This window comes from Actinacidiphila sp. bgisy144 (assembly GCF_057708105.1).
The window spans coordinates 49570-67628 of record NZ_JBYIRM010000018.1 but is presented as its reverse complement, the minus strand read 5'-3'; the positions used below and the strand labels follow the sequence as shown (position 1 = coordinate 67628).

Below are 18059 nucleotides of genomic sequence, written 5' to 3'. Positions count from 1 at the left end.
GCCAGGGTAAGGGCCGCCGCGGCCCCTGCTCCCCTACCGGTACCGGCCGATCCCCTCGCCCGGCGGGCGCGGGGCGGCGTGAACGGCGTATGGCAGTCGTGTTGCGGGGCGGGGCGGGGCGTTGACCGGGGCGGGGGCGGGGCGGGATCGTCGTACGTGCAAGGACACGCGGCCGCGTGCCCGAGTGGTTAGGGACTCGTCTGCAAAGCGAGCTACACCGGTTCGAATCCGGTCGCGGCCTCCAGTGGAACGGCCGCCGGCCCGGCACCCTTTTTCAGGAAGGGGCCGGGCCGGTGGCCGTTCGGTCACCTGAGCTTGACCACCGCCACGATCACCGCGACCAGCACGACCAGGGCCGCGATCGCCGCCGTGATCTTCGCGGCGCTGTACGGGCGGTCGCCGATCACCTCGCCGGTGCGGGCGTTCACCATGACCTGCCAGCTCCTGCCGGCGTGCAGGTAGGTCAGGAACCACACCGGCAGCAGCATCAGCTTGTACGTCACGTCGTCGTAGCGCGTGTCGACGGAGGTGACGCGCTGCTCGTCGCCGCCGATGTCGGCGCGGCAGTCCGCCTCGATCGTGGTGGCCATCCGCTGCTTGGCCGTCTCCAGGCCCTGTTCGGGCTCGACGTCGTAGCGGACGGTCTGAAAGCCTGCCAGGTACTCCGGCTGGAAGGGGCGCGCCTCCTGAAGCGGCCACGGGGTCAGCTTGTCGAGCTGCGCGGTCTTCACGTGGGTGGTGCCGGCCACCAGGATGTCGTCGAAGGCGCGGGCGACGGTGCCGGAGGCGTGGTGCCAGCGGGTGTGCCGGACCTGGCGGGTGCGGGTGACCTGCTGTCCGTTCTCCGTGGCCGTGTAGGTCTCGGTGGTGTAGTAGTGCTCGCCGCGCTGGCCCTGGTAGTGCGAGGTGGTCGCGGCGTCGTAGGTCCAGTGCGGCAGGTAGCTGCCCTTGAACGTCTCCGCCTCGGTGACCTTCTTCAGGCTGCTCGGCGCGAACCAGCGGGAGGACGTCCAGGAGTTGAGCCGGTCCCGGGCGGCGCCGCGGTCCAGGCCGAACGGGACGACCGCCTCCGGCACCACCCGCTCGGTCTGCTCGGCGTCGGCGACCAGCGGGGTGGCGCAGAACTGGCAGCGCGCCGACAGGTCGTCGGTCTCGGTACGGGCGCCGCAGCCCGGGCAGACGAACGCGCGGGCCTCGCCCAGGACGAGGGCGCGCGGCTTGTCGCGCAGGGTCGCGAGTTCCTCGATGGGGTGCTCGCGGACCTGGCGGGGCACCTCGGCGAGGGCGCGCTCGTGGCCGCAGTAAGGGCACTTGAGGGTGCCCGCGCCCGGTGAGAACTCGACGGTCGCGCCGCAGGCGTCGCAGGGGTACGACTGCACGCCGACGGCCGGCTGGGTTTGTGCCTGGGCTTCCGTGGAACCGGCGGCGGGCCCGTAGCCCTCCGGGCCCCGCTCCTGCGTGGTCATGGCTGTGCTCTCCCCACCGTTGGTGTGCTTGTCCGTGCGGGACGCCGGCCCGGCGCCGGGGTGTGCGTGCGTGCGGAGTGTGCGCTGCGCGCGGTACGGGCGGCGCGGGCGGTGCGGGCGGTGCGGGAGCGGGGTGCGCAGCGCCCGCACCGCCCGTACCGCCTCAGGTCACCCCTGCGGCGGCAGCGGCGGCGGCACCGCGCCGAACAGCCCGCCGACCTCCGGGACCTGAGCGGCCGGCAGCCACCCGGCCATACCGTCCTTCCAGACCAGCGTCTCGCGGGTGAGGGTGCCCGCGCCGACCAGCCCGGAGAGCGCGGCCGCGTCGTAGGGGCCCTGCTGGGTGCCGCCGACGCCGACGAACCACTGGGCCGGCTGGGGCAGCGGCGGCGGGGTGGCCGCGGCGGACGCGGGGGCCGGGGCGGGTGCCGGTGCGGCGGCCGCGGGGGCCTGCGGGACCGGCTGGCCCTGCGGCGCGAGCCCTGCCGCGATCCGCTGGCCCATCGCCAGGCCGACGCCAAGGCCGACGCCCTCGCCTCCGCCGCCCGGGTTGCGGGCCGCGTCCCCGATCGCGTTCGCCGCCTGGAACTGCGTGTACTGGTCGAGGTTGCCCGCGATGCCCATCCGCGACCGGGTGTCGATGGCCTCCTCGACCTCCGGCGGCAGCGAGATGTTCTCGATCACGAACTTCGGCACCGAGATGCCGACCGGCGCCAGCTCCTGCGTGAGCACACCGGCCAGCCGGGTGCCGATCGCGTCCTGCTGCGTGGCCAGGTCCAGCATCGGCACGCCCGAGGTGGCCAGTGCGGTGGACAGCCGGCCGACGATGAGCTGGCGCAGGTACTCCTGCACCTCCTCGGTGCGGAACTGCGGGTCGGTACCGGCCAGTTCGCGCAGCAGCGCCGCCGCGTCCACCACCTTCGCGGCGAACGAGCCGAAGGCCCGCAGCCGTACCATCCCGAACTCGGCGTCCCGCACGATCACCGGGTTCGCCGTGCCCCACTTCATGTCGGTGAACTGGCGGGTCGTGACGAAGTAGACCTCGGCCTTGAACGGCGAGTCGAAGCCGTACTTCCAGCCCTTGAGCGTGGACAGGATCGGCATGTTCTGGGTGTGGAGGGTGTAGGTGCCCGGCGTGAAGACGTCGGCGATCTGGCCCTCGTTGACGAACACGGCCGTCTGGGACTCGCGCACGATGAGCTTCGCGCCCATCTTGATCTCGTTGTCGTGCCGCGGAAAGCGCCACACGATGGTGTCCCGGCTGTCGTCGGTCCACTCCACGATGTCGATGAACTCGCCGCGGATCGCGTCGAACAGTCCCACGCCCATCCCCCATTCCGCGCTGCACGCGCGACTTGCCCCAATTGCCGTCTGTTACCGCCCAAAAGCCCGGGCACGCCCGAACCCCGGCACTCTAGCAACCGCCCACCCCCGCCACCCCCATGACGCCCGCCCCCTTCCCCCCGGTTCCCGCCGAATCCGCGCCGGGCCCGCGGCCCGGCACCTACGGTGGAACGTCCAGGACCACGGGGCCGCTCACCCGGCCACCGTCCGCAGGGGGGATACACCGACATGTCCGTTACCGCCGCACCGACCGGCCCCGCACGCCCCGGGCGACGGCACCCACGGTGTGTACGCCCTGGTGTCCGCGTCCGACCGCAGCTACGTCCTCCACCTGCACGACGGCACCGCCCAACTCGTCGCCCGCGCCGCCACGGACGCGACCTCCGGCACCTGCCACCTCCCCCTCCCCGTCCGCGCCACCGCCCTCCCCTGCGCCCTGCCCACCACCATGGCCGCCACGCCGTCCGGCCTCACCCTCGCCGGCCACGCCGGCTACGTCCTGCGCATCGCCCTGCCCTGACGCCCGCGGGGATTGGCCCGGGGAACGGGGGGTGGAGTGGACCAAGGAGGGCGGGGTGGGGGGCCGTAGCGTCGGGGGTATGACGCAACGAGGAAGTTACGCACGGCTGGCGCCGGACGTGTTCAAGGCGATGCGGGCGTTCGGCCAGGCCGCGGTGGAAGGGCTGGACCCGGTGGTCGGGGAGCTGGTGAAGATCAGGGCCTCGCAGATCAACCGGTGCGCGTTCTGCCTGGACATGCACCTGAAGGAGGCGCGCAAGGCGGGCGAGAGCGAGGAGCGGCTCGACCTGCTGGCCGCGTGGGAGGAGGTCGACGGGCTGTACACGGAGCGGGAGCGGGCGGCGCTGGCGCTGACCGAGGCGGTCACGCTGCTCACCGAGGGATTCGTGCCGGACGAGGTGTACGCGCGGGCCGCCGCGCACTTCGGCGAGGCCGAACTCGCCCGGCTGGTCAGCGCGATCGTGGCGATCAACGCGTGGAACCGCTTCAACGTGGCGTACCGGACGGCCCCCGGGAACCTGGTGTGAGCGGCGGCGCGCAGGCGCTGCGGGCGCTGCACCACGGCCGCGCCCCCGGCGATCCGCTGGTGCTGCCCGGGCCGTGGGACGCGGCGAGCGCGAAGGTCTTCGCGGACGCGGGGTTCCCGGCGCTCGCGACGCCCAGCGAGGGGGTGTCCGCTGCGCTCGGGTACGCCGACGGCCAGGGCACGCCCCCGGACGAGATGTTCGCCGCGATCGGCCGGATCACCCGGGCCGTGGACGTCCCCGTGACCGCGGACGTCGAGGCCGGATACGGGCTGCCCGCCGCGGAGTTGGTGGAACGGCTGCTGGCGGCCGGTGCCGCCGGCTGCAACCTGGAGGACTCCGACCCGGCGACGGGGACCCTGCGGGACCCGGGCGAGCAGGCGGAGTTCCTGGCGGAGGTGCGGGCCGCGGCGGGCGACGCGCTCGTGGTCAACGCGCGGGTGGATACGTATCTGCGGGGGTCGGACCGTACGCCCGCGGCCGCGATCGCCCGCGGGGTGCGGTACGCGGCGGCGGGTGCGGACGTGCTCTACCCGATCCTCGCGCCGCCGGCGCAGCTCGCCGCGATCGCGGCGGGGGTCGGCCTGCCGGTGAACGCGCTGTGCCGGGCGGGTGGGCCGGCGCCGCGTGAACTCGGGGTGTTCGGTGCCGCCCGGGTGACATTCGGCGGGGGGCTCCACCACCAGGCGCTGGACGCGTTGCGCGAGGTCGCGGCGGGCCTGGCCTCCTGACCCGCCGTCGCCGGACCGCCCGGGCTCCCCGCGCCCCCTCGGAGGTGCGGGGAGTGCGGGGAACAGCGTTACGCGGTGGGGGGTTTGACGACGGCCGCCTGGGGGCGGATGGGGAGGCGGTTGACGGGGCGGCCGGTGGCGGCGCGGACGGCGGCGGCGACGGCCGCCGGAGAGGTCACGACCGGCACCGCGGAGACCGCCTTGGCCCCGAAGGGGGCGACGACGTCGCGCTCCTCGACGAGTTTGACGACCCGCACGTCGGGGGCGTCGAGGGCGGTCGGCAGGGAGTACCCGGTGAGGTTGGGCCGCTTGATGACGCCGCGCGGCGCCCGCAGGTCCTCCATGAGGGCGAGCCCGACCCCCTGGGTGACCCCGGCCTCGATCCGGGCGGCGAGCTGCCGCGGGTTGAGCACGCGCCCGACATCCTGCGCGACGGCCAGCTCGACCACGCGGACCGCGCCCAGCTCGATGTCGACGTCGACCACGGCGCGGATCGCGCAGAAGGTCAGCCCGACGAACGCGTCGCCCTGGCCGTTGTCGTCGAGCCGGTCGGTGGGGTGCGGCCGGCACTGGGCGGTGGCCCACAGCTCCTTGCCGTCGAGCGTCTCGGCGACGGTCGTGGAGAGCACCCCGTCGTAGGAGGTGATCTTGCCGTCGGCGATGGACAGCAGCTCCACGGACATGCCGAACTTCGCCGCGAGCGGCTGGAGCAGCTGGGTGCGGACCATCTTCGCGGCGCGCTCCACCGCCCCGCCCGACACCCAGGTGTGGCGGCCGCGGGCGGCGGGCCCGGCGGGGGGCTGGTCGGTGTCGGAGGGCAGCACCCGCACGTCGTCGACGCCGAGCACCTCCTGCACGATCTGCCGGGCCAGCGTGGTGAACCCCTGCCCGGTCTCGACGGCCGCGCAGATGACGGTGGCGCGGCCGTCGTGGATGCGGACGGTCGCGGTGGACACCTCGTCGGCGCCCTCGGCGCCCAGGACGTGCACCATGCCGAGCGCGTAGCCGACGCCGCGGCGCACCGCCCCGGGCTCGCCGGCGCCGCAGACCCCGCCGGGCAGCAGCCACTGCGATTCGTCGTCGCCGTCGGGCAGCGGCGGCAGGTCGGCGTCGCGGACCGACTTCAGCAGTTCGCCGACCGGCGCCGGGCAGGTGACGGTCTGCCCGGTGGGCAGCAGGTCGCCGGTGGCGAGCACGTTGCGCATCCGGATCTCGGCCGGGTCGAGGCCGAGTTTGGCGGCGAGCTTGTCCATCTGGCCCTCGTACGCGGCGCAGACCTGGAGGGCGCCCTCGCCGCGGACGTGGCCGGAGGGCGGGTTGTTGGTGCGCACCACCCAGCCCTCGACGAAGACATGCGGGACCACGTACGGGCCGGCGGCGAAGGAGACCGCGGCGGCGAGCGCGTCGGAGGAGGCGTCGGCGTAGGCGCCCGCGTCGAGCAGGATCTGCGCCTCGACCTTGACCAGGCGGCCCTCGGCGTCGGCGTGGTGGCGGTAGCGCAGCAGGGTGGGGTGGCGGTGGGCGTGGCCGAGGAAGGACTCCTCCCGGGTGGCCACGAACTTCACCGGGCAGCCGGTGCGCAACGCCAGCAGGCCCAGCGGCAGTTGGATGCCGGAGTCCTCGCGGTCGCCCATCGCGCCGGGCACGCCGGTGACGACGACCTTGACCCGGTCGGCCTCCAGGCCGAAGCAGGCGGCGGCGATGTCCCGGTCGGCGTGCGGGTCCGTGGAGGCGACGTACAGCTCCACACCGCCGTCCGGGCGCGGCACGGCCAGGCCCGCCTCGGCGCCGATCGGCGCGGGGTCCTGGCGGCCGACCCGGTACAGGCCCTCCACCACGATCTCGCCGACCGCGTCCGCGTCGCCGAAGCGCAGCGGGATGTGCCGGATCAGGTTGCCGTCGGGGTGCAGCGGCGGGGCCGCGAACGCCTTCTCCGGGTCGGTGACCGGCTCCAGCACCTCGTACTCGACGAGGATCGCGGCCGCGGCCAGCCGGGCGGTGTCGGGGTGGTCGGCGGCGACCGCGGCGATGGGCTCACCGTGGTGGCGGACCACGTCGTGGGCGAAGACCGGCCGGTCGGCGACCTTGCGGCCGTGCATGGCGTCGCCGGGCACGTCCTCGTGGGTGACCACGGCGCGCACGCCGGGCATGGCGACCGCTTCGGAAGTGTCGATGCGGGTGATCCGCGCGTGCGGGTAGGGCGAGCGCAGCACGGCCGCCCACAGCAGGCCCTCGGCCCACAGGTCGGCGGCGTAGGGGTAGGTGCCCTGGGTCTTCGGCAGCGCGTCGGCGGAGGGCACCGGCGCGCCGATGCCGTGCGGCTCGCCGCTCGGCCCGGCCGGGGTCTCGGCCACCGCTGAGGGGCCCTCGACGATGCTGCTCACCGGTCGCCTCCCGAGGTCGCGGGGCCGCTCTGGTGCGGGATGCGGGCGCTTTCGTCAGGGCCGGGGGGCGCCGCGCCGTCGTCGCCGTCGCGGCCGGTGTCGCGCTCGGCGACGACCGAGCGGACCGCGTCGATGACCCCGCGGTAGCCCGAGCAGCGGCAGAGATTGCCGCTGAGCGCCTGGCGGATGTCGAGGTCGGTCGGGTGGTGGTTGCCCTCGAGCAGGTCGTGGACGGTCATCGCCATGCCCGGGATGCAGAAGCCGCACTGCACGGCGCCGCTGTCGGCCAGCGCGCACTGGACGTCGGAGGGGCGGCCGTCGACGGTCAGGCCCTCGACGGTGCGCACCTCGCTGCCGGCCGCGGTCGCCGCGGGCACCAGGCAGGACGCCACCAGCCGCCCGTCGACCTGGACGGAGCAGGCGCCGCACTCCCCCTGCTCGCAGCCGTCCTTGGCGCCGGCCAGCCCGAGCCGCTCGCGCAGCACGTACAGCAGCGACTCGCCGAGCCAGGCGTCGGTGACGGGCCGGTCGGTGCCGTTGACGCGCAGCATGTACGAGGCGAGCGGGTGCTCGCTGCGGGTCTCGACGGCGGGTTCGGCCGCCGCGGCCTCGGCCTCGGCCGCGGAGTCGGGTTCGGATACGGGGTCGGGCCCGGCAGCGGCTTCGGCCGCAGGGTCGAGGTCCTGCCTCTGGTCCAGGTCCGCTACGAGATCGGGGTCCGCTACGAGGTCGGCGCCGGATGTGACGTCCGGCCCGGGTACGGGGTCCGCAACGGGTTCGGCGTCGGGGACGGGCTCGGCGTCGGTTGCGGGTTCGGCCGCGGGCTCGGCGCTGTCGGCCCCGAACTCCTGGGCGGCGTCGCCGCTTCCGGGCGCGGGGGCCGGTTCGGCATCGTCCGGGGACGGGAGAGTGGGCGCGGGCTCAGATGCGGGCGTGCCGCCCTCCAGGGCGCCCGCTGCGGGCTCGGCAGCAGGGTCGGGGCCCTCGCCCCGCCCGGGCTCCTGCTCGGCGCCGTCCGGGCCGCTCGCGCCTTCCGGCCCCGCGGGCACCTCCCCGTAGCCGTCCGGCCCGGGAACCTGCGCCACGGGAGGTTCCGCGGCGGCGGGCCCACCGAACTGCGGTACGACGTAAGGCTGTTGGCTGCCGGCGGCGGTGTCGTGGCCCGCGGGCCGCTCGGGGTCGGCGGCGGCCGGGGGCGCCGCGGGCGGGGCCTCGGGGTCGTCCACGATGCCCGACCAGGCGGCGTCCGAGGCCGGGGCGTGCGCGGGCAGCCACGGCACCGCATCGCCGCCCTCGGGGACGGTGTAGGGCAGGTCCCAGTGGCCGCTGCCGCCGTCGGACGGCGCGTGTTCGGCGCCGCCGCGCACCCGTTCGGCCGCGGCCCGCTCCTGGGCGGCCTGCGCGGCCGCGGCCGCGCCCTGGCCGAACATCCCGGCGGGGAAGGAGTGGGTGGGCGCGGGCGAGGGCGTCTGGTCCCAGGCGGGTGAGAAGGCGCCGAGGGAGTACTCGCCGGACTCGGCCTCGGCGTCCTCCCTTATGACCGGGATCGACCAGGTGGTGGCCGGGTCGGGCGCGCCGCCGGACGGAGCGGGGGCAGCGCCGGAGTCCCCGGCGGGGGCGCCGTCGCCGGTGCCCTGGCCGCCGCCGAAGTCGCCGTAGCCGCCGGTGTCGGCAGTGCCGCCTGTGCCGCCTGTGCCGTCGGCCGTGTGGTCCGGGTAGCCCGCGCCGCCCTGGTGCTCGTACGGCTGCTCGGGGACGCTGTGCGGCTGGTCGAACTGGCCGGTGTGCGGGCCGGTGTGCTCCTGCGGCGGGTAGCCGTAGCCGCCGCCGTCGTCGGGGCCGGGTGCGAACAGCGGCCCGCTGACCCGGTAGCCGCCGTCCTCCTGGTAGCCGCCCTGGCCGCTCCAGCCGGGGCCGGCCGGGCCGTGGGCGCCGAGCGGGTCCTCGCCGGGGCGCGGCTCGGGCGGGAGTTGGGCGGCGAACGACACGTGCATCGTCTGGTCGGGGTCGTAGTCCCCGCCGCCGGGCACCGGTTGCCAGGCACCGGCGTTGCCCGGGCCGTACACCTCCTGCTGCTCCCGCTGGTCGAGCTCGTTCGGCTGCTGGTCGGTCATGCCAGGGCCCTCCCGAGCGCTCGGCGGGACAGTGCGGCGACGGTGCGGCGCAACTGGACGGCGGCGGGCGGCAGTTCGACGCCCGGCTGGTCGGGGATGCAGGCGGCGGCGACGTACTCGCCGAAGGCCGTGCACGCCTCCGGGGCGAGGCTGCGCTCGCCGTCCCAGTCGATCAGCCCGGCCACCCACTGCTCGGCCTCCAGCGGGCGCAGCGGCACCGGCGCGACGGCGCCGACCGAGCAGCGCACCTGGCGCCGGGCGGGGTCGACGACGAGCGCCACGGAGGCGACGGCCCGGCCGGGGCCGGTGCGGCCGGTGGCCTTGAGGAAGGTCTGCGGGGCGTGCAGCAGCGGGATGCGCACGAAGGCGAGGAGTTCGCCGGGGCGCAGCGGGTCCATGCCGGTGAGCAGGTGGCTGACGGGCAGTTCGCGGTCGCCGTCCGGCCCGGCGAGGATGACGCTGGCCTCCAGCGCGGCCAGCACCGGCAGGGCGTCGCCGGTGGGCGCGGCGGTGGCGATGTTGCCGCCGAGGGTGCCGGCGTTGCGGATCTGCGGGGGGCCCGCGGCGCGGGCGGCGGCGGCGAGCGCGGGGATCAGCGCGGCGAAGTCGGGGCGGCCCATGCGGGCGTGGGTCAGGCCCGCGCCGAGGAGGGCGGCGCCGTCGGCGTACTGCCAGCCGCGGATCTCGCTGATCCGGCCGAGGCCGACGAGCGCGGCCGGGCGCAGCAGCCCGGAGTTGACCGCCGCCATCAGGTCGGTGCCCCCGGCGACCGGCACGGCACTGGGCATGTCGGCCAGTGCCGCCACCGCCTCGTCGAGCGAGGAAGGCAGCGTGACGTTCGCCGCCTCCTGCCGTGCATACGTGCTCACGCCGCTGCCCCTTCCCGGCCTACCTCCGTCACGCGGTAGCCGTACCGTACGTGCTGACAGCCCGGACGTGGCAACTCTGGCACATGTTCCGGGGCGCCCGACGCGAGGGTCCGCGAAGTACCGATCCGCCCCTCACAGGGTGATCGTACGGCTAGATCCCGATCGGGCGCTGTGTCGGAATTGGCGGTGTTCAGGGCTGTTGGGACGGTACGGCGCCCGGGCCGCGGGGCGGCGGGCGGCGCGGCGGCGCCCCGGGCCGGTCACACGATCGGGGGCGGTCCGGGCTTCGGGCGGCCCAGGACGCCGGGGCGGCGCTGCCAGGGCCGCGGGCCGCCGGGCGGCCGGTACTCGACGCCGAGGGCGTCAAGTCGCGCGTAGTGGGCGCTCATCCGCTGTGTGAAGCCGGGCCAGTCCCGGTCGGCGGGCGCGCCGAGTTCGGACCAGGCGACCTCGGCGAAGGCGGCGAGCCGGGGGAAGACCATGTAGTCCAGCACCCGCACCGAGTCGATGACCTCGGTCCAGACGTTGGCCTGGGTGCCGATGATGTGCGCGGCCTCCTGCGCGGTCAGCTCCGGCGGGACCGGCTCGAAGCGGTAGACGTCCTCCAGGGTGCGCACGTGCGCGATGGGCACCGGTTCCTCGGGCGCGTCGGACTGGCGCCAGTTGAGGTAGACGTGGCCCTCGGGGCACATCACGACGTCGTGTCCGGCCCGGGCGGCGGTGATGCCGCCCCGGTAGCCGCGCCAGGAGGAGACCGCGGCGCCCTCGGCGAGGCCGCCCTCCAGGATCTCGTCCCAGCCGATCAGCCGGCGGCCGCGTTCGGTGAGCCAGCGGTCGAAGTGGCTGATCAGGGCGCTCTGCATCGCGTCGGCGTCGTGCAGGCCGAGGTCCGCCATGCGGTCCTTGGCGGTGACGGAGTTCGTCCACTGCTCCTTGGGGCACTCGTCGCCGCCGATGTGGAAGAAGGTGCCGGGGAACAGCTCCAGCAGTTCGGTGAACACCTCCTCGTAGAAGCGCAGGACGGCCTCGGTCGGGGCGAGCACATTGGGGTTGACGCCCCAACTGGGCAGCACCGGAAGGGCGGCGGTGTCGATGACGTCGGTGTTGCCCAGTTCGGGGTAGGCGGCGATGGCGGCCTGGGAGTGGCCGGGGATGTCCACCTCGGGGACGACGGTGATGTGGCGGGCGGCGGCGTACGCGACGATCTCGCGGATGTCGTCCTGGGTGTAGTAGCCGCCGTGCGGGCGCTCCTCCCACAGCGGGGACTCGCGCAGGCCGACCTTGGTGCGCTCGCGCCAGGCGCCGACCTCGGTCAGGCGCGGGTGGCGGTGGATCTCCACCCGCCAGCCCTGGTCGTCGGTGAGGTGCAGGTGCAGGACGTTGAGCTTGTGCGCGGCCATCAGGTCCAGGTAGCGCAGGACCACGTCCTTGGGCATGAAGTGGCGGGCCACGTCCAGCATGAAGCCGCGCCAGCCGAAGCGGGGCGCGTCGGTGATCCGGCACACCGGTACGGTCCAGGCCCGGCCGGTCACGGGGCCGCGGCGGAACGCCTCCGGGCCGAGCAGCTGGCGCAGCGTCTGAGCGCCCCAGAACACGCCGGCGGGGCCGCCGCCGAGGATCTCCACGCCGGTGTCCGCGTCGACGGTCAGGCGGTACGCCTCGGGCCCGCCCGGCAGCCGCTCGTCCACGGCCAGCCGTACGGCGCCCTGCCCGGCCGGCTCCCCCGCGGCCCACGGCAGGCCGGTCGCCGCGCCCAGGGTGCCGCGCAGCCACGTCTCGGCGGCCTGCGTGCCCGGTCCGGCCGCGAGCACCGTGCCCGCCCGCACCGTGAAGACGGCCGGGCCGTCCCCGCTTCCCGTCGTGGCCTGCCGCGGCTTCGGAATGAGGTCCATTCCCTCATCCTGCAACACCCCCGCCGATTGGCATAGACCAATACGGGCCCGGGTGCGGGCGAGGGTGCCGCCGTTACAGGGCCCGCCTGCGCAGGGCGTGCAGGCGGGTGGTCCGCACGGCCGCGACGAGCCAGCCGCCGACGGTCCAGAACAGGTGCGCGAGAGCGATGGGCGCCCAGGTGTCGCTGGTGCCCCGCCCCCGCAGGGACATCGCCAGGGTTCCGCCGATCAGCAGCCCGGTGGCGGTCAGTTGCAGCCGTACCAGCCCGCCGTAGCGCAGGATGCGGCCCGCGAACATCTCGCCGTACCACCAGGGCACCGCGAGCAGCAGCCCGCAGACCGCGGCGAGCCCGACCGCGCACAGCAGGGCCGCGGACCACAGCGGCCACGGGGAGCCGTGCCAGGCGCGGTCGGCCACCAGACCGCTGGTGAGCAGCGCCGGCAGCGGCAGGAGCGTGGCGACGTGCACCGCGGCGATCCGCCACAGCCAGGAGTCGCCGACCAGCTCCGTCCGCGTGGTGGCCCGCACCGAGCGCAGGCGGCTGCGGGCGCTCACCCCGGAGCGGCGCGTGCCCATCGCGGCCAGCACCCCGATCAGGCCGAAGGTGGCCCCGAAGACGATGCCGGCGGCGACCAGCTCCCAGGTCCCGCCGGTCTCGATCCGGTAGAGCTGCACGCCGAGGAACACCGCGAGCCCCACCCCGCCGAACACCGCGCCGCCGCGCGGCACCACCAGCTGCCCGGGGGCCGCGCCGAGGGCGAGCGCCCGCTCCGCGGCCGCCCGGTGCTCCGCCCGGTTCCGGCGCGGTATCCGCCCGAGCACCCCGCGGCCGGCCGACAGGGACCTGGCCAGCGCGATCTGCGCCTCCGCCTCGCGCGGCGCGGCCAGCACCGCCCGCCGCGCGGCCGCGATCGCGTCGGGCACCCGCCCCAGCCGCCGGTAGACGTCGGACAGCAGCACCGCCGGCTCCCAGCCGTCGGGGTCCGCGCCGGTCGCCCGCAGCGCCACGGTGAGCGCCGCGTGCGCCTCGTCCAGCGACAGCAGCACCACCCCGGCGAGCACGAACACGTCGCCGGCCTCGGCGGGCGAGGCGATCGCCAGCGCCCAGTCGACGGCCTCGCGCGCCTGAGCGGGCCGCTGCTCCTGCGCGAGCACCCAGGCGCGCAGCAGGTACCCCGCGCTGCCGTTGCGCTCCACGAAGGCATCGCTGACCAGCGCGTGCGCCTCGGCGAACCGGCCCTGGCCGACCAGGGAGTGCACGCGCTCACCGCTGTCCGCGTCGTCGTCCGGCACCTCCGCGCCGAACGCGCCGGACTCAGCCGTTGCCGCCCCTTCCGGACTTCCCGGAGCCGGACTTGTCGTTGCCGCCGCCACCGGCCGGCATGCCCTCGTAGATCTCCTTGCACATCGGGCAGACCGGGTACTTCTTCGGGTCGCGGCCGGGGACCCAGACCTTGCCGCACAGCGCGACGACGGGTGTGCCTTCCAGCGCGCTCGCCATGATCTTGTCCTTCTGGACGTAGTGCGCGTAGCGCTCGTGGTCGCCGTCACCGTGGGAGAGCTGCGGAGTCGGCTCGACCAGTGTGCCGGTGCCCGCCCCGCGCTCGGGCTCAAGAGTGCTCATGACCGTCAAGCCTAATTGAGAGAGGGATCGTCGGGATACGTGGCCACCATCGCGAGCCTGCCGCGCTGGCGGCGCAGCACCGCGCGCCACATCTTCTCCGGGTCGGGCGCGGACACGTCACCCGGTTCGGACTCCACGACGTACCAGGCGCCCTCGGACAGCTCCCGCTCCAGCTGCCCGGCACCCCAGCCCGCGTACCCGGCGAAGATCCGCAGCGAGCCCAGCTCGGCGGCGAGCAGTTCGGGCGGCGCCTCCAGGTCGATCAGGCCGATCGCGCCGTGCACCCGCCGCCAGCCCAGGATCGCCGCGTCGCCCTGCTCGCCCGGCTCGCCGGGGACGACGGCCAGGCCGAGCGCGGAGTCCAGCGAGACCGGGCCGCCCTGGAAGACCACCGGCGGTTCGACCGCCAGCGGCGCCCAGGGCCGCAGCACATCGCTCACGCCGACCGGGGTGGGCCGGTTCAGGACGACGCCGAGCGACCCCTCCGCGTCGTGGTCGAGGAGGAGCACCACCGCCCGGTCGAAGTTGGGGTCCGCGAGCTTCGGCGTGGCCACCAGGAGTCGTCCGGTGAGCGAGGACACCTCGGTCATGGTCCACATGATCCCCCAACCGGCGCCCGTTGGGAGGGGCAACGGCGGGGTAGGAGGCGGCGCCGGGCGCATTACCATCTCTTCTTGGTTCCTGCGCGCCGGCGAAAGACCCGCGGCCGCGCTCACCGAAGCCGGGGACGGCTTCTGAAGAAGATCGCGAGATCCATGACCGACGTCGCCGATGTGCTGGTTGTCCACGGTGGAACTCCCCTGGAAGGCGAGATCCGGGTCAGAGGTGCGAAGAACCTCGTGCCGAAGGCCATGGTGGCCGCGCTGCTGGGCAGCGAGCCGAGCCGGCTGCTGGGGGTGCCCGAGATCCGCGACGTGCGGGTGGTGCGCGGCCTGCTCCAGTTGCACGGCGTGACCGTGGAGAGCGGCGAGGCGCCGGGTGAACTGGTGCTGGACCCGCGGCGGGTGGAGAGCGCCAACGTCGCGGACATCGACGCCCACGCCGGCTCCTCCCGCATCCCGATCCTGTTCTGCGGGCCGCTGCTGCACCGGCTCGGGCACGCGTTCATCCCGGGCCTGGGCGGCTGCGACATCGGCGGCCGCCCGATCGACTTCCACTTCGACGTGCTGCGGAAGTTCGGCGCGACCATCGAGAAGCGCGCCGACGGCCAGTACCTGGAGGCGCCGCACCGGCTGCGCGGCTGCCGGATCAGGCTGCCGTACCCGTCGGTCGGCTCCACCGAGCAGGTGCTGCTGACCGCGGTGCTCGCCGAGGGCGTGACCGAACTCACCAACGCCGCGGTGGAGCCGGAGATCGAGGACCTGATCTGCGTGCTCCAGAAGATGGGCGCGATCATCTCGCTCGACACCGACCGCACCATCCGGATCACCGGCGTGGACCGCCTGGGCGGCTACGTCCACCGGGCCATCCCGGACCGGCTGGAGGCCGCCTCCTGGGCGAGCGCGGCGCTGGCCACCGAGGGCGACATCTACGTGCGCGGCGCGCAGCAGCGCTCGATGATGACCTTCCTGAACACCTACCGCCGGGTCGGCGGCGCCTTCGAGATCGACGACGAGGGCATCCGCTTCTGGCACCCGGGCGGCCCGCTGAAGGCCATCGCGCTGGAGACCGACGTGCACCCGGGCTTCCAGACCGACTGGCAGCAGCCGCTGGTGGTGGCGCTCACCCAGGCCGCGGGCCTGTCGATCGTGCACGAGACGGTCTACGAGTCCCGGCTCGGCTTCACCGAGGCGCTCAACCAGATGGGCGGCCACATCCAGCTCTACCGCGAGTGCCTGGGCGGCAGCGCCTGCCGGTTCGGGCAGCGCAACTTCCTGCACTCGGCGGTGGTGTCGGGGCCGACCAAGCTCCAGGGCGCCGACCTGGTCATCCCGGACCTGCGCGGCGGCTTCTCGTACCTGATCGCGGCACTGGCCGCGCAGGGCACCTCGCGGGTGCACGGGATCAGCCTGATCAACCGCGGCTACGAGAACTTCCTGGCGAAGCTCGAAGGGCTCGGCGCCGACATCGAGGTGCCGGGCCGGGACTCCCCCGCCGCGGCCGGATAAGGGCGTACGGGGCCGTACGGGGGCGCGTGCGGGCCGTACGGGCCGTGCTGTCCGTACGCAGCCGCACGCAGCCGTGCGCGGCCCCCGGCAACGCCAAGGGCGGCCGTCCTCCTCACGGAGGCGGCCGCCCTTGGCGTCTCGTCTGCGGCGCTACCGCCGCACCGAAGGGCTCACTTGCCCTTGGCGGCTTCCTTCAGCTTGGAACCCGCGGAGACCTTCACGCTGTAGCCGGCCGGGATCTCGATCGGCTCACCGGTCTGCGGGTTGCGGGCGGTGCGGGCGCTGCGGTGGGTGCGCTCGAAGGTCAGGAAGCCGGGGATGGTGACCTTCTCGTCACCCTTGGCCACGATCTCACCGACGGTCTCGGCGAACGCGGCCAGCACGGCGTCGGCGTCCTTGCGGGTCACCTCGGCGCGGTCGGCCAGCGCGGCCACCAGCTCACTGCGGTTCATATCTGTACTCCCGTGTTCTTGCTGCCATGGGGGCGCGAGCCGAAGCTGTTGCTGTGTGCCTCACCGCCCAGGTGTGCATCCTGCCCCCATATATGGGGGGAAAGCCAATCGCCTGCCCGCGCGAGTCGCGGAAAAAGCCCTGGGAGAGGCCCACCAGGGCCACGCTGGGGCAGGAGCATCACGCGCTGTCGTCAGCCGTTCGACGCTGGGAATCCGTTTCCGCGCTCCGGCGCGGCGGCCCGGGCGGCGTCCCGCACGGCGTCGGCGACGGCGCCGGCCACCTTGTCGTTGAAGACGCTCGGCACGATGTAGTTCGGGTTCAGCTCGTCGTCGGCGACGACCGAGGCCAGCGCACGTGCGGCGGCCAGCATCATCTCGGTGTTCACGGTGCGGGACTGCGCGTCCAGCAGGCCGCGGAAGACGCCCGGGAAGACCAGCACGTTGTTGATCTGGTTGGGGAAGTCGCTGCGGCCGGTGGCGACCACGGCGGCCGTCTCGCGGGCCTCGGCCGGGTCCACCTCGGGGTCGGGATTGGCAAGTGCGAAGACAATGGCGCCCTCGGCCATCCGGGCGATGTCGGCGCCCTGGAGCACGTTCGGGGCGGACACCCCGATGAACACGTCGGCGCCGACCACCGCCTCCTTGAGGGTGCCGGTGGCGCCCTCCGGGTTGGTGTTCTCCGCGATCCAGCGCAGCGGGGTCTCCGGACCGACGTCCTTCAGGTCGTCCCGCTCGGCGTGCACCACGCCGTGGATGTCGGCGACGACCGCGTGCTTCACCCCGGCGGCCAGCAGCAGCTTCAGGATGGCGGTGCCGGCCGCGCCCGCGCCCGACATGACCACCCGCAGGTCGCCGATCTCCTTGCCGACGCAGCGCAGCGCGTTGGTCAGCGCCGCGAGCACCACGATCGCGGTGCCGTGCTGGTCGTCGTGGAAGACCGGGATGTCCAGCGCCTCGCGCAGCCGCGCCTCGATCTCGAAGCAGCGCGGCGCGGAGATGTCCTCCAGGTTGATGCCCGCGAAGCCCGGCGCGATGGCCTTGACGATCGCCACGATCTCGTCGGTGTCCTGGGTGTCCAGGCACAGCGGCCAGGCGTCGATCCCGGCGAACCGCTTGAACAGCGCCGCCTTGCCCTCCATGACCGGCAACGCGGCCTTGGGCCCGATGTTGCCCAGGCCCAGCACCGCGGAGCCGTCGGTGACCACCGCGACCGAGTTGCGCTTGATGGTCAGCCGGCGGGCGTCCTCGGGGTTCTCCGCGATCGCCATGCACACCCGGGCCACCCCCGGCGTGTAGACCATCGACAGGTCGTCGCGGTTGCGGATGGGGTGCTTGGACTGCATCTCGATCTTGCCGCCGAGGTGCATCAGGAAGGTGCGGTCGGAGACCTTGCCGATCGCCACGCCCTCGATGGAGCGCAGCTTGCTGACGATGTCGGCGGCGTGGTCGGTGGAGCTGGCCGCGATGGTGACGTCGATCCGCAGCTTCTCGTGGCCCGAGGCCGTCACGTCCAGGCCGGTGACCGACCCGCCCGACGTCTCGACCGCCGTCGTCAGCCGCCCGACCGCGCCCCCGCTGGCGGGGACCTCCAGCCGCACCGTGATCGAGTACGAGACGCTCGGCGCCGTTGCCATGACGACCTTCTTCCGGTTACTGCCTGAGGGATTGCACATGCGATCGTTCCACCTACCGCCGGGTAGACGTAAACCCGCCGAAGGCAGGGGAATCGTACGTCCGCGGTACGGGAGCGCCGCGGGCGCGGGGTGCACAGCGGCGGAAGAACGCGTGGCAGACGAGTGACGAACCACCAATTCCGGCCCGCGGGAAGAGGTTCGCCGCAGGGTTTGTTAGCCTGGGTACGGCACCGGCTCGATCCAAGCCCCCGGGCCCAACCTTAGGCGCTTCGAGCGCCCACTTGCCGCGAGGCGAGCATGGCGGGTCGGTGTCGCAGACGTCCCTCGGGCGCCCCCTTCTCCGTGAAGGGGGCGCCCGAGGCGTTTCCGGGGCCGGGGTCCGAAGCCTGTTTCCGGG

15 protein-coding genes and 1 tRNA gene are annotated in these 18059 nt (G+C 74.4%); 5 read left to right on the top strand and 11 right to left on the bottom strand.

The window, feature by feature from the left end; all coding sequences use genetic code 11:
• The first annotated feature begins 170 nt into the window (after window positions 1-170).
• Window positions 171-244 (top strand) — tRNA-Cys (locus AC3EVP_RS21250).
• 61 nt (window positions 245-305) lie between these two features.
• Here the strand turns inward: AC3EVP_RS21250 and AC3EVP_RS21245 are convergent.
• Window positions 306-1466: a TFIIB-type zinc ribbon-containing protein gene (locus AC3EVP_RS21245; protein WP_335977729.1), complete on the bottom strand. Its 1161-nt coding sequence runs from the start codon at window positions 1464-1466 to the stop codon at window positions 306-308.
• 168 nt (window positions 1467-1634) lie between these two features.
• Window positions 1635-2795, bottom strand: a complete 1161-nt coding sequence (locus AC3EVP_RS21240) for an SPFH domain-containing protein (RefSeq protein ID WP_435131817.1) — start codon at window positions 2793-2795, stop codon at window positions 1635-1637.
• A 313-nt stretch (window positions 2796-3108) separates the two neighbouring features.
• Between AC3EVP_RS21240 and AC3EVP_RS21235 the strand changes: the two genes are divergently transcribed.
• The 3 genes from AC3EVP_RS21235 to AC3EVP_RS21225 all read left to right on the top strand — a co-directional run bounded on the left by AC3EVP_RS21235 (window position 3109) and on the right by AC3EVP_RS21225 (window position 4584).
• Window positions 3109-3330, top strand: a complete 222-nt coding sequence (locus tag AC3EVP_RS21235; protein WP_435131814.1) for a hypothetical protein — start codon at window positions 3109-3111, stop codon at window positions 3328-3330.
• A gap of 79 nt (window positions 3331-3409) precedes the next feature.
• A complete protein-coding gene (locus AC3EVP_RS21230) occupies window positions 3410-3856 on the top strand; it encodes a carboxymuconolactone decarboxylase family protein (RefSeq protein WP_335977723.1) in 447 nt (148 codons plus the stop codon).
• A complete protein-coding gene (locus AC3EVP_RS21225) occupies window positions 3853-4584 on the top strand; it encodes an isocitrate lyase/PEP mutase family protein (RefSeq protein WP_335977720.1) in 732 nt (243 codons plus the stop codon). Before AC3EVP_RS21230 ends, AC3EVP_RS21225 begins: the two co-directional genes overlap by 4 nt.
• A 68-nt stretch (window positions 4585-4652) precedes the next feature.
• Here the strand turns inward: AC3EVP_RS21225 and AC3EVP_RS21220 are convergent, their stop codons facing one another.
• The 7 genes from AC3EVP_RS21220 to AC3EVP_RS21190 all read right to left on the bottom strand — a co-directional run bounded on the left by AC3EVP_RS21220 (window position 4653) and on the right by AC3EVP_RS21190 (window position 14058).
• Entirely contained in the window at window positions 4653-6959 is a 2307-nt protein-coding gene (locus AC3EVP_RS21220; protein ID WP_435132001.1) for a xanthine dehydrogenase family protein molybdopterin-binding subunit, read from the bottom strand.
• A 5-nt stretch (window positions 6960-6964) separates the two neighbouring features.
• A complete protein-coding gene (locus AC3EVP_RS21215) occupies window positions 6965-9082 on the bottom strand; it encodes a (2Fe-2S)-binding protein (RefSeq protein WP_435131811.1) in 2118 nt (705 codons plus the stop codon).
• Window positions 9079-9951, bottom strand: a complete 873-nt coding sequence (locus AC3EVP_RS21210) for an FAD binding domain-containing protein (protein WP_335977715.1) — start codon at window positions 9949-9951, stop codon at window positions 9079-9081. Before AC3EVP_RS21210 ends, AC3EVP_RS21215 begins: the two co-directional genes overlap by 4 nt.
• Window positions 9952-10211: 260 nt before the next feature.
• The gene (locus AC3EVP_RS21205; protein WP_435131809.1) at window positions 10212-11843 is read right to left on the bottom strand and encodes a beta-N-acetylhexosaminidase; all 1632 of its coding nucleotides are present in this window, start codon (window positions 11841-11843) and stop codon (window positions 10212-10214) included.
• A gap of 73 nt (window positions 11844-11916) precedes the next feature.
• On the bottom strand, window positions 11917-13137 hold the full coding sequence (locus tag AC3EVP_RS21200; RefSeq protein WP_335977709.1) for a tetratricopeptide repeat protein: 1221 nt from the start codon (window positions 13135-13137) through the stop codon (window positions 11917-11919).
• A gap of 22 nt (window positions 13138-13159) precedes the next feature.
• A complete protein-coding gene (locus tag AC3EVP_RS21195) occupies window positions 13160-13468 on the bottom strand; it encodes a DUF3039 domain-containing protein (protein ID WP_329369059.1) in 309 nt (102 codons plus the stop codon).
• A gap of 11 nt (window positions 13469-13479) precedes the next feature.
• Window positions 13480-14058, bottom strand: coding sequence for a YqgE/AlgH family protein (locus tag AC3EVP_RS21190; RefSeq protein ID WP_335977704.1), 579 nt, complete (start codon window positions 14056-14058; stop codon window positions 13480-13482).
• A 165-nt stretch (window positions 14059-14223) separates the two neighbouring features.
• Between AC3EVP_RS21190 and murA the strand changes: the two genes are divergently transcribed.
• Entirely contained in the window at window positions 14224-15576 is a 1353-nt protein-coding gene (gene murA / locus AC3EVP_RS21185; RefSeq protein WP_335977701.1) for a UDP-N-acetylglucosamine 1-carboxyvinyltransferase, read from the top strand.
• 170 nt (window positions 15577-15746) lie between these two features.
• On the opposite strand, the gene AC3EVP_RS21180 is transcribed toward murA, so the two are convergent.
• Together AC3EVP_RS21180 and AC3EVP_RS21175 are read right to left on the bottom strand one after the other, a co-directional pair.
• Window positions 15747-16028, bottom strand: a complete 282-nt coding sequence (locus AC3EVP_RS21180) for an HU family DNA-binding protein (RefSeq protein ID WP_103888102.1) — start codon at window positions 16026-16028, stop codon at window positions 15747-15749.
• A 191-nt stretch (window positions 16029-16219) separates the two neighbouring features.
• Window positions 16220-17662 carry an NAD-dependent malic enzyme gene (locus AC3EVP_RS21175; protein WP_335977698.1) on the bottom strand — a complete coding sequence of 481 codons (1443 nt, stop codon included), beginning with the start codon at window positions 17660-17662 and terminating at the stop codon, window positions 16220-16222.
• Between the last annotated feature and the right edge of the window lie 397 nt (window positions 17663-18059).

What these genes read in the sequence shown, in the direction of transcription:
- AC3EVP_RS21230 (WP_335977723.1), top strand. Translation starts at nt 3,410, where the DNA reads ATGACGCAACGAGGAAGTTACGCACGGCTGGCGCCGGACGTGTTCAAG.
- AC3EVP_RS21215 (WP_435131811.1), bottom strand. Translation starts at nt 9,082, where the DNA reads ATGACCGACCAGCAGCCGAACGAGCTCGACCAGCGGGAGCAGCAGGAG.
- AC3EVP_RS21205 (WP_435131809.1), bottom strand. Translation starts at nt 11,843, where the DNA reads ATGGACCTCATTCCGAAGCCGCGGCAGGCCACGACGGGAAGCGGGGAC.
- AC3EVP_RS21175 (WP_335977698.1), bottom strand. Translation starts at nt 17,662, where the DNA reads ATGGCAACGGCGCCGAGCGTCTCGTACTCGATCACGGTGCGGCTGGAG.
- AC3EVP_RS21180 (WP_103888102.1), bottom strand. Translation starts at nt 16,028, where the DNA reads ATGAACCGCAGTGAGCTGGTGGCCGCGCTGGCCGACCGCGCCGAGGTG.
- AC3EVP_RS21190 (WP_335977704.1), bottom strand. Translation starts at nt 14,058, where the DNA reads ATGACCGAGGTGTCCTCGCTCACCGGACGACTCCTGGTGGCCACGCCG.
- murA (WP_335977701.1), top strand. Translation starts at nt 14,224, where the DNA reads ATGACCGACGTCGCCGATGTGCTGGTTGTCCACGGTGGAACTCCCCTG.
- AC3EVP_RS21240 (WP_435131817.1), bottom strand. Translation starts at nt 2,795, where the DNA reads ATGGGCGTGGGACTGTTCGACGCGATCCGCGGCGAGTTCATCGACATC.
- AC3EVP_RS21245 (WP_335977729.1), bottom strand. Translation starts at nt 1,466, where the DNA reads ATGACCACGCAGGAGCGGGGCCCGGAGGGCTACGGGCCCGCCGCCGGT.
- AC3EVP_RS21195 (WP_329369059.1), bottom strand. Translation starts at nt 13,468, where the DNA reads ATGAGCACTCTTGAGCCCGAGCGCGGGGCGGGCACCGGCACACTGGTC.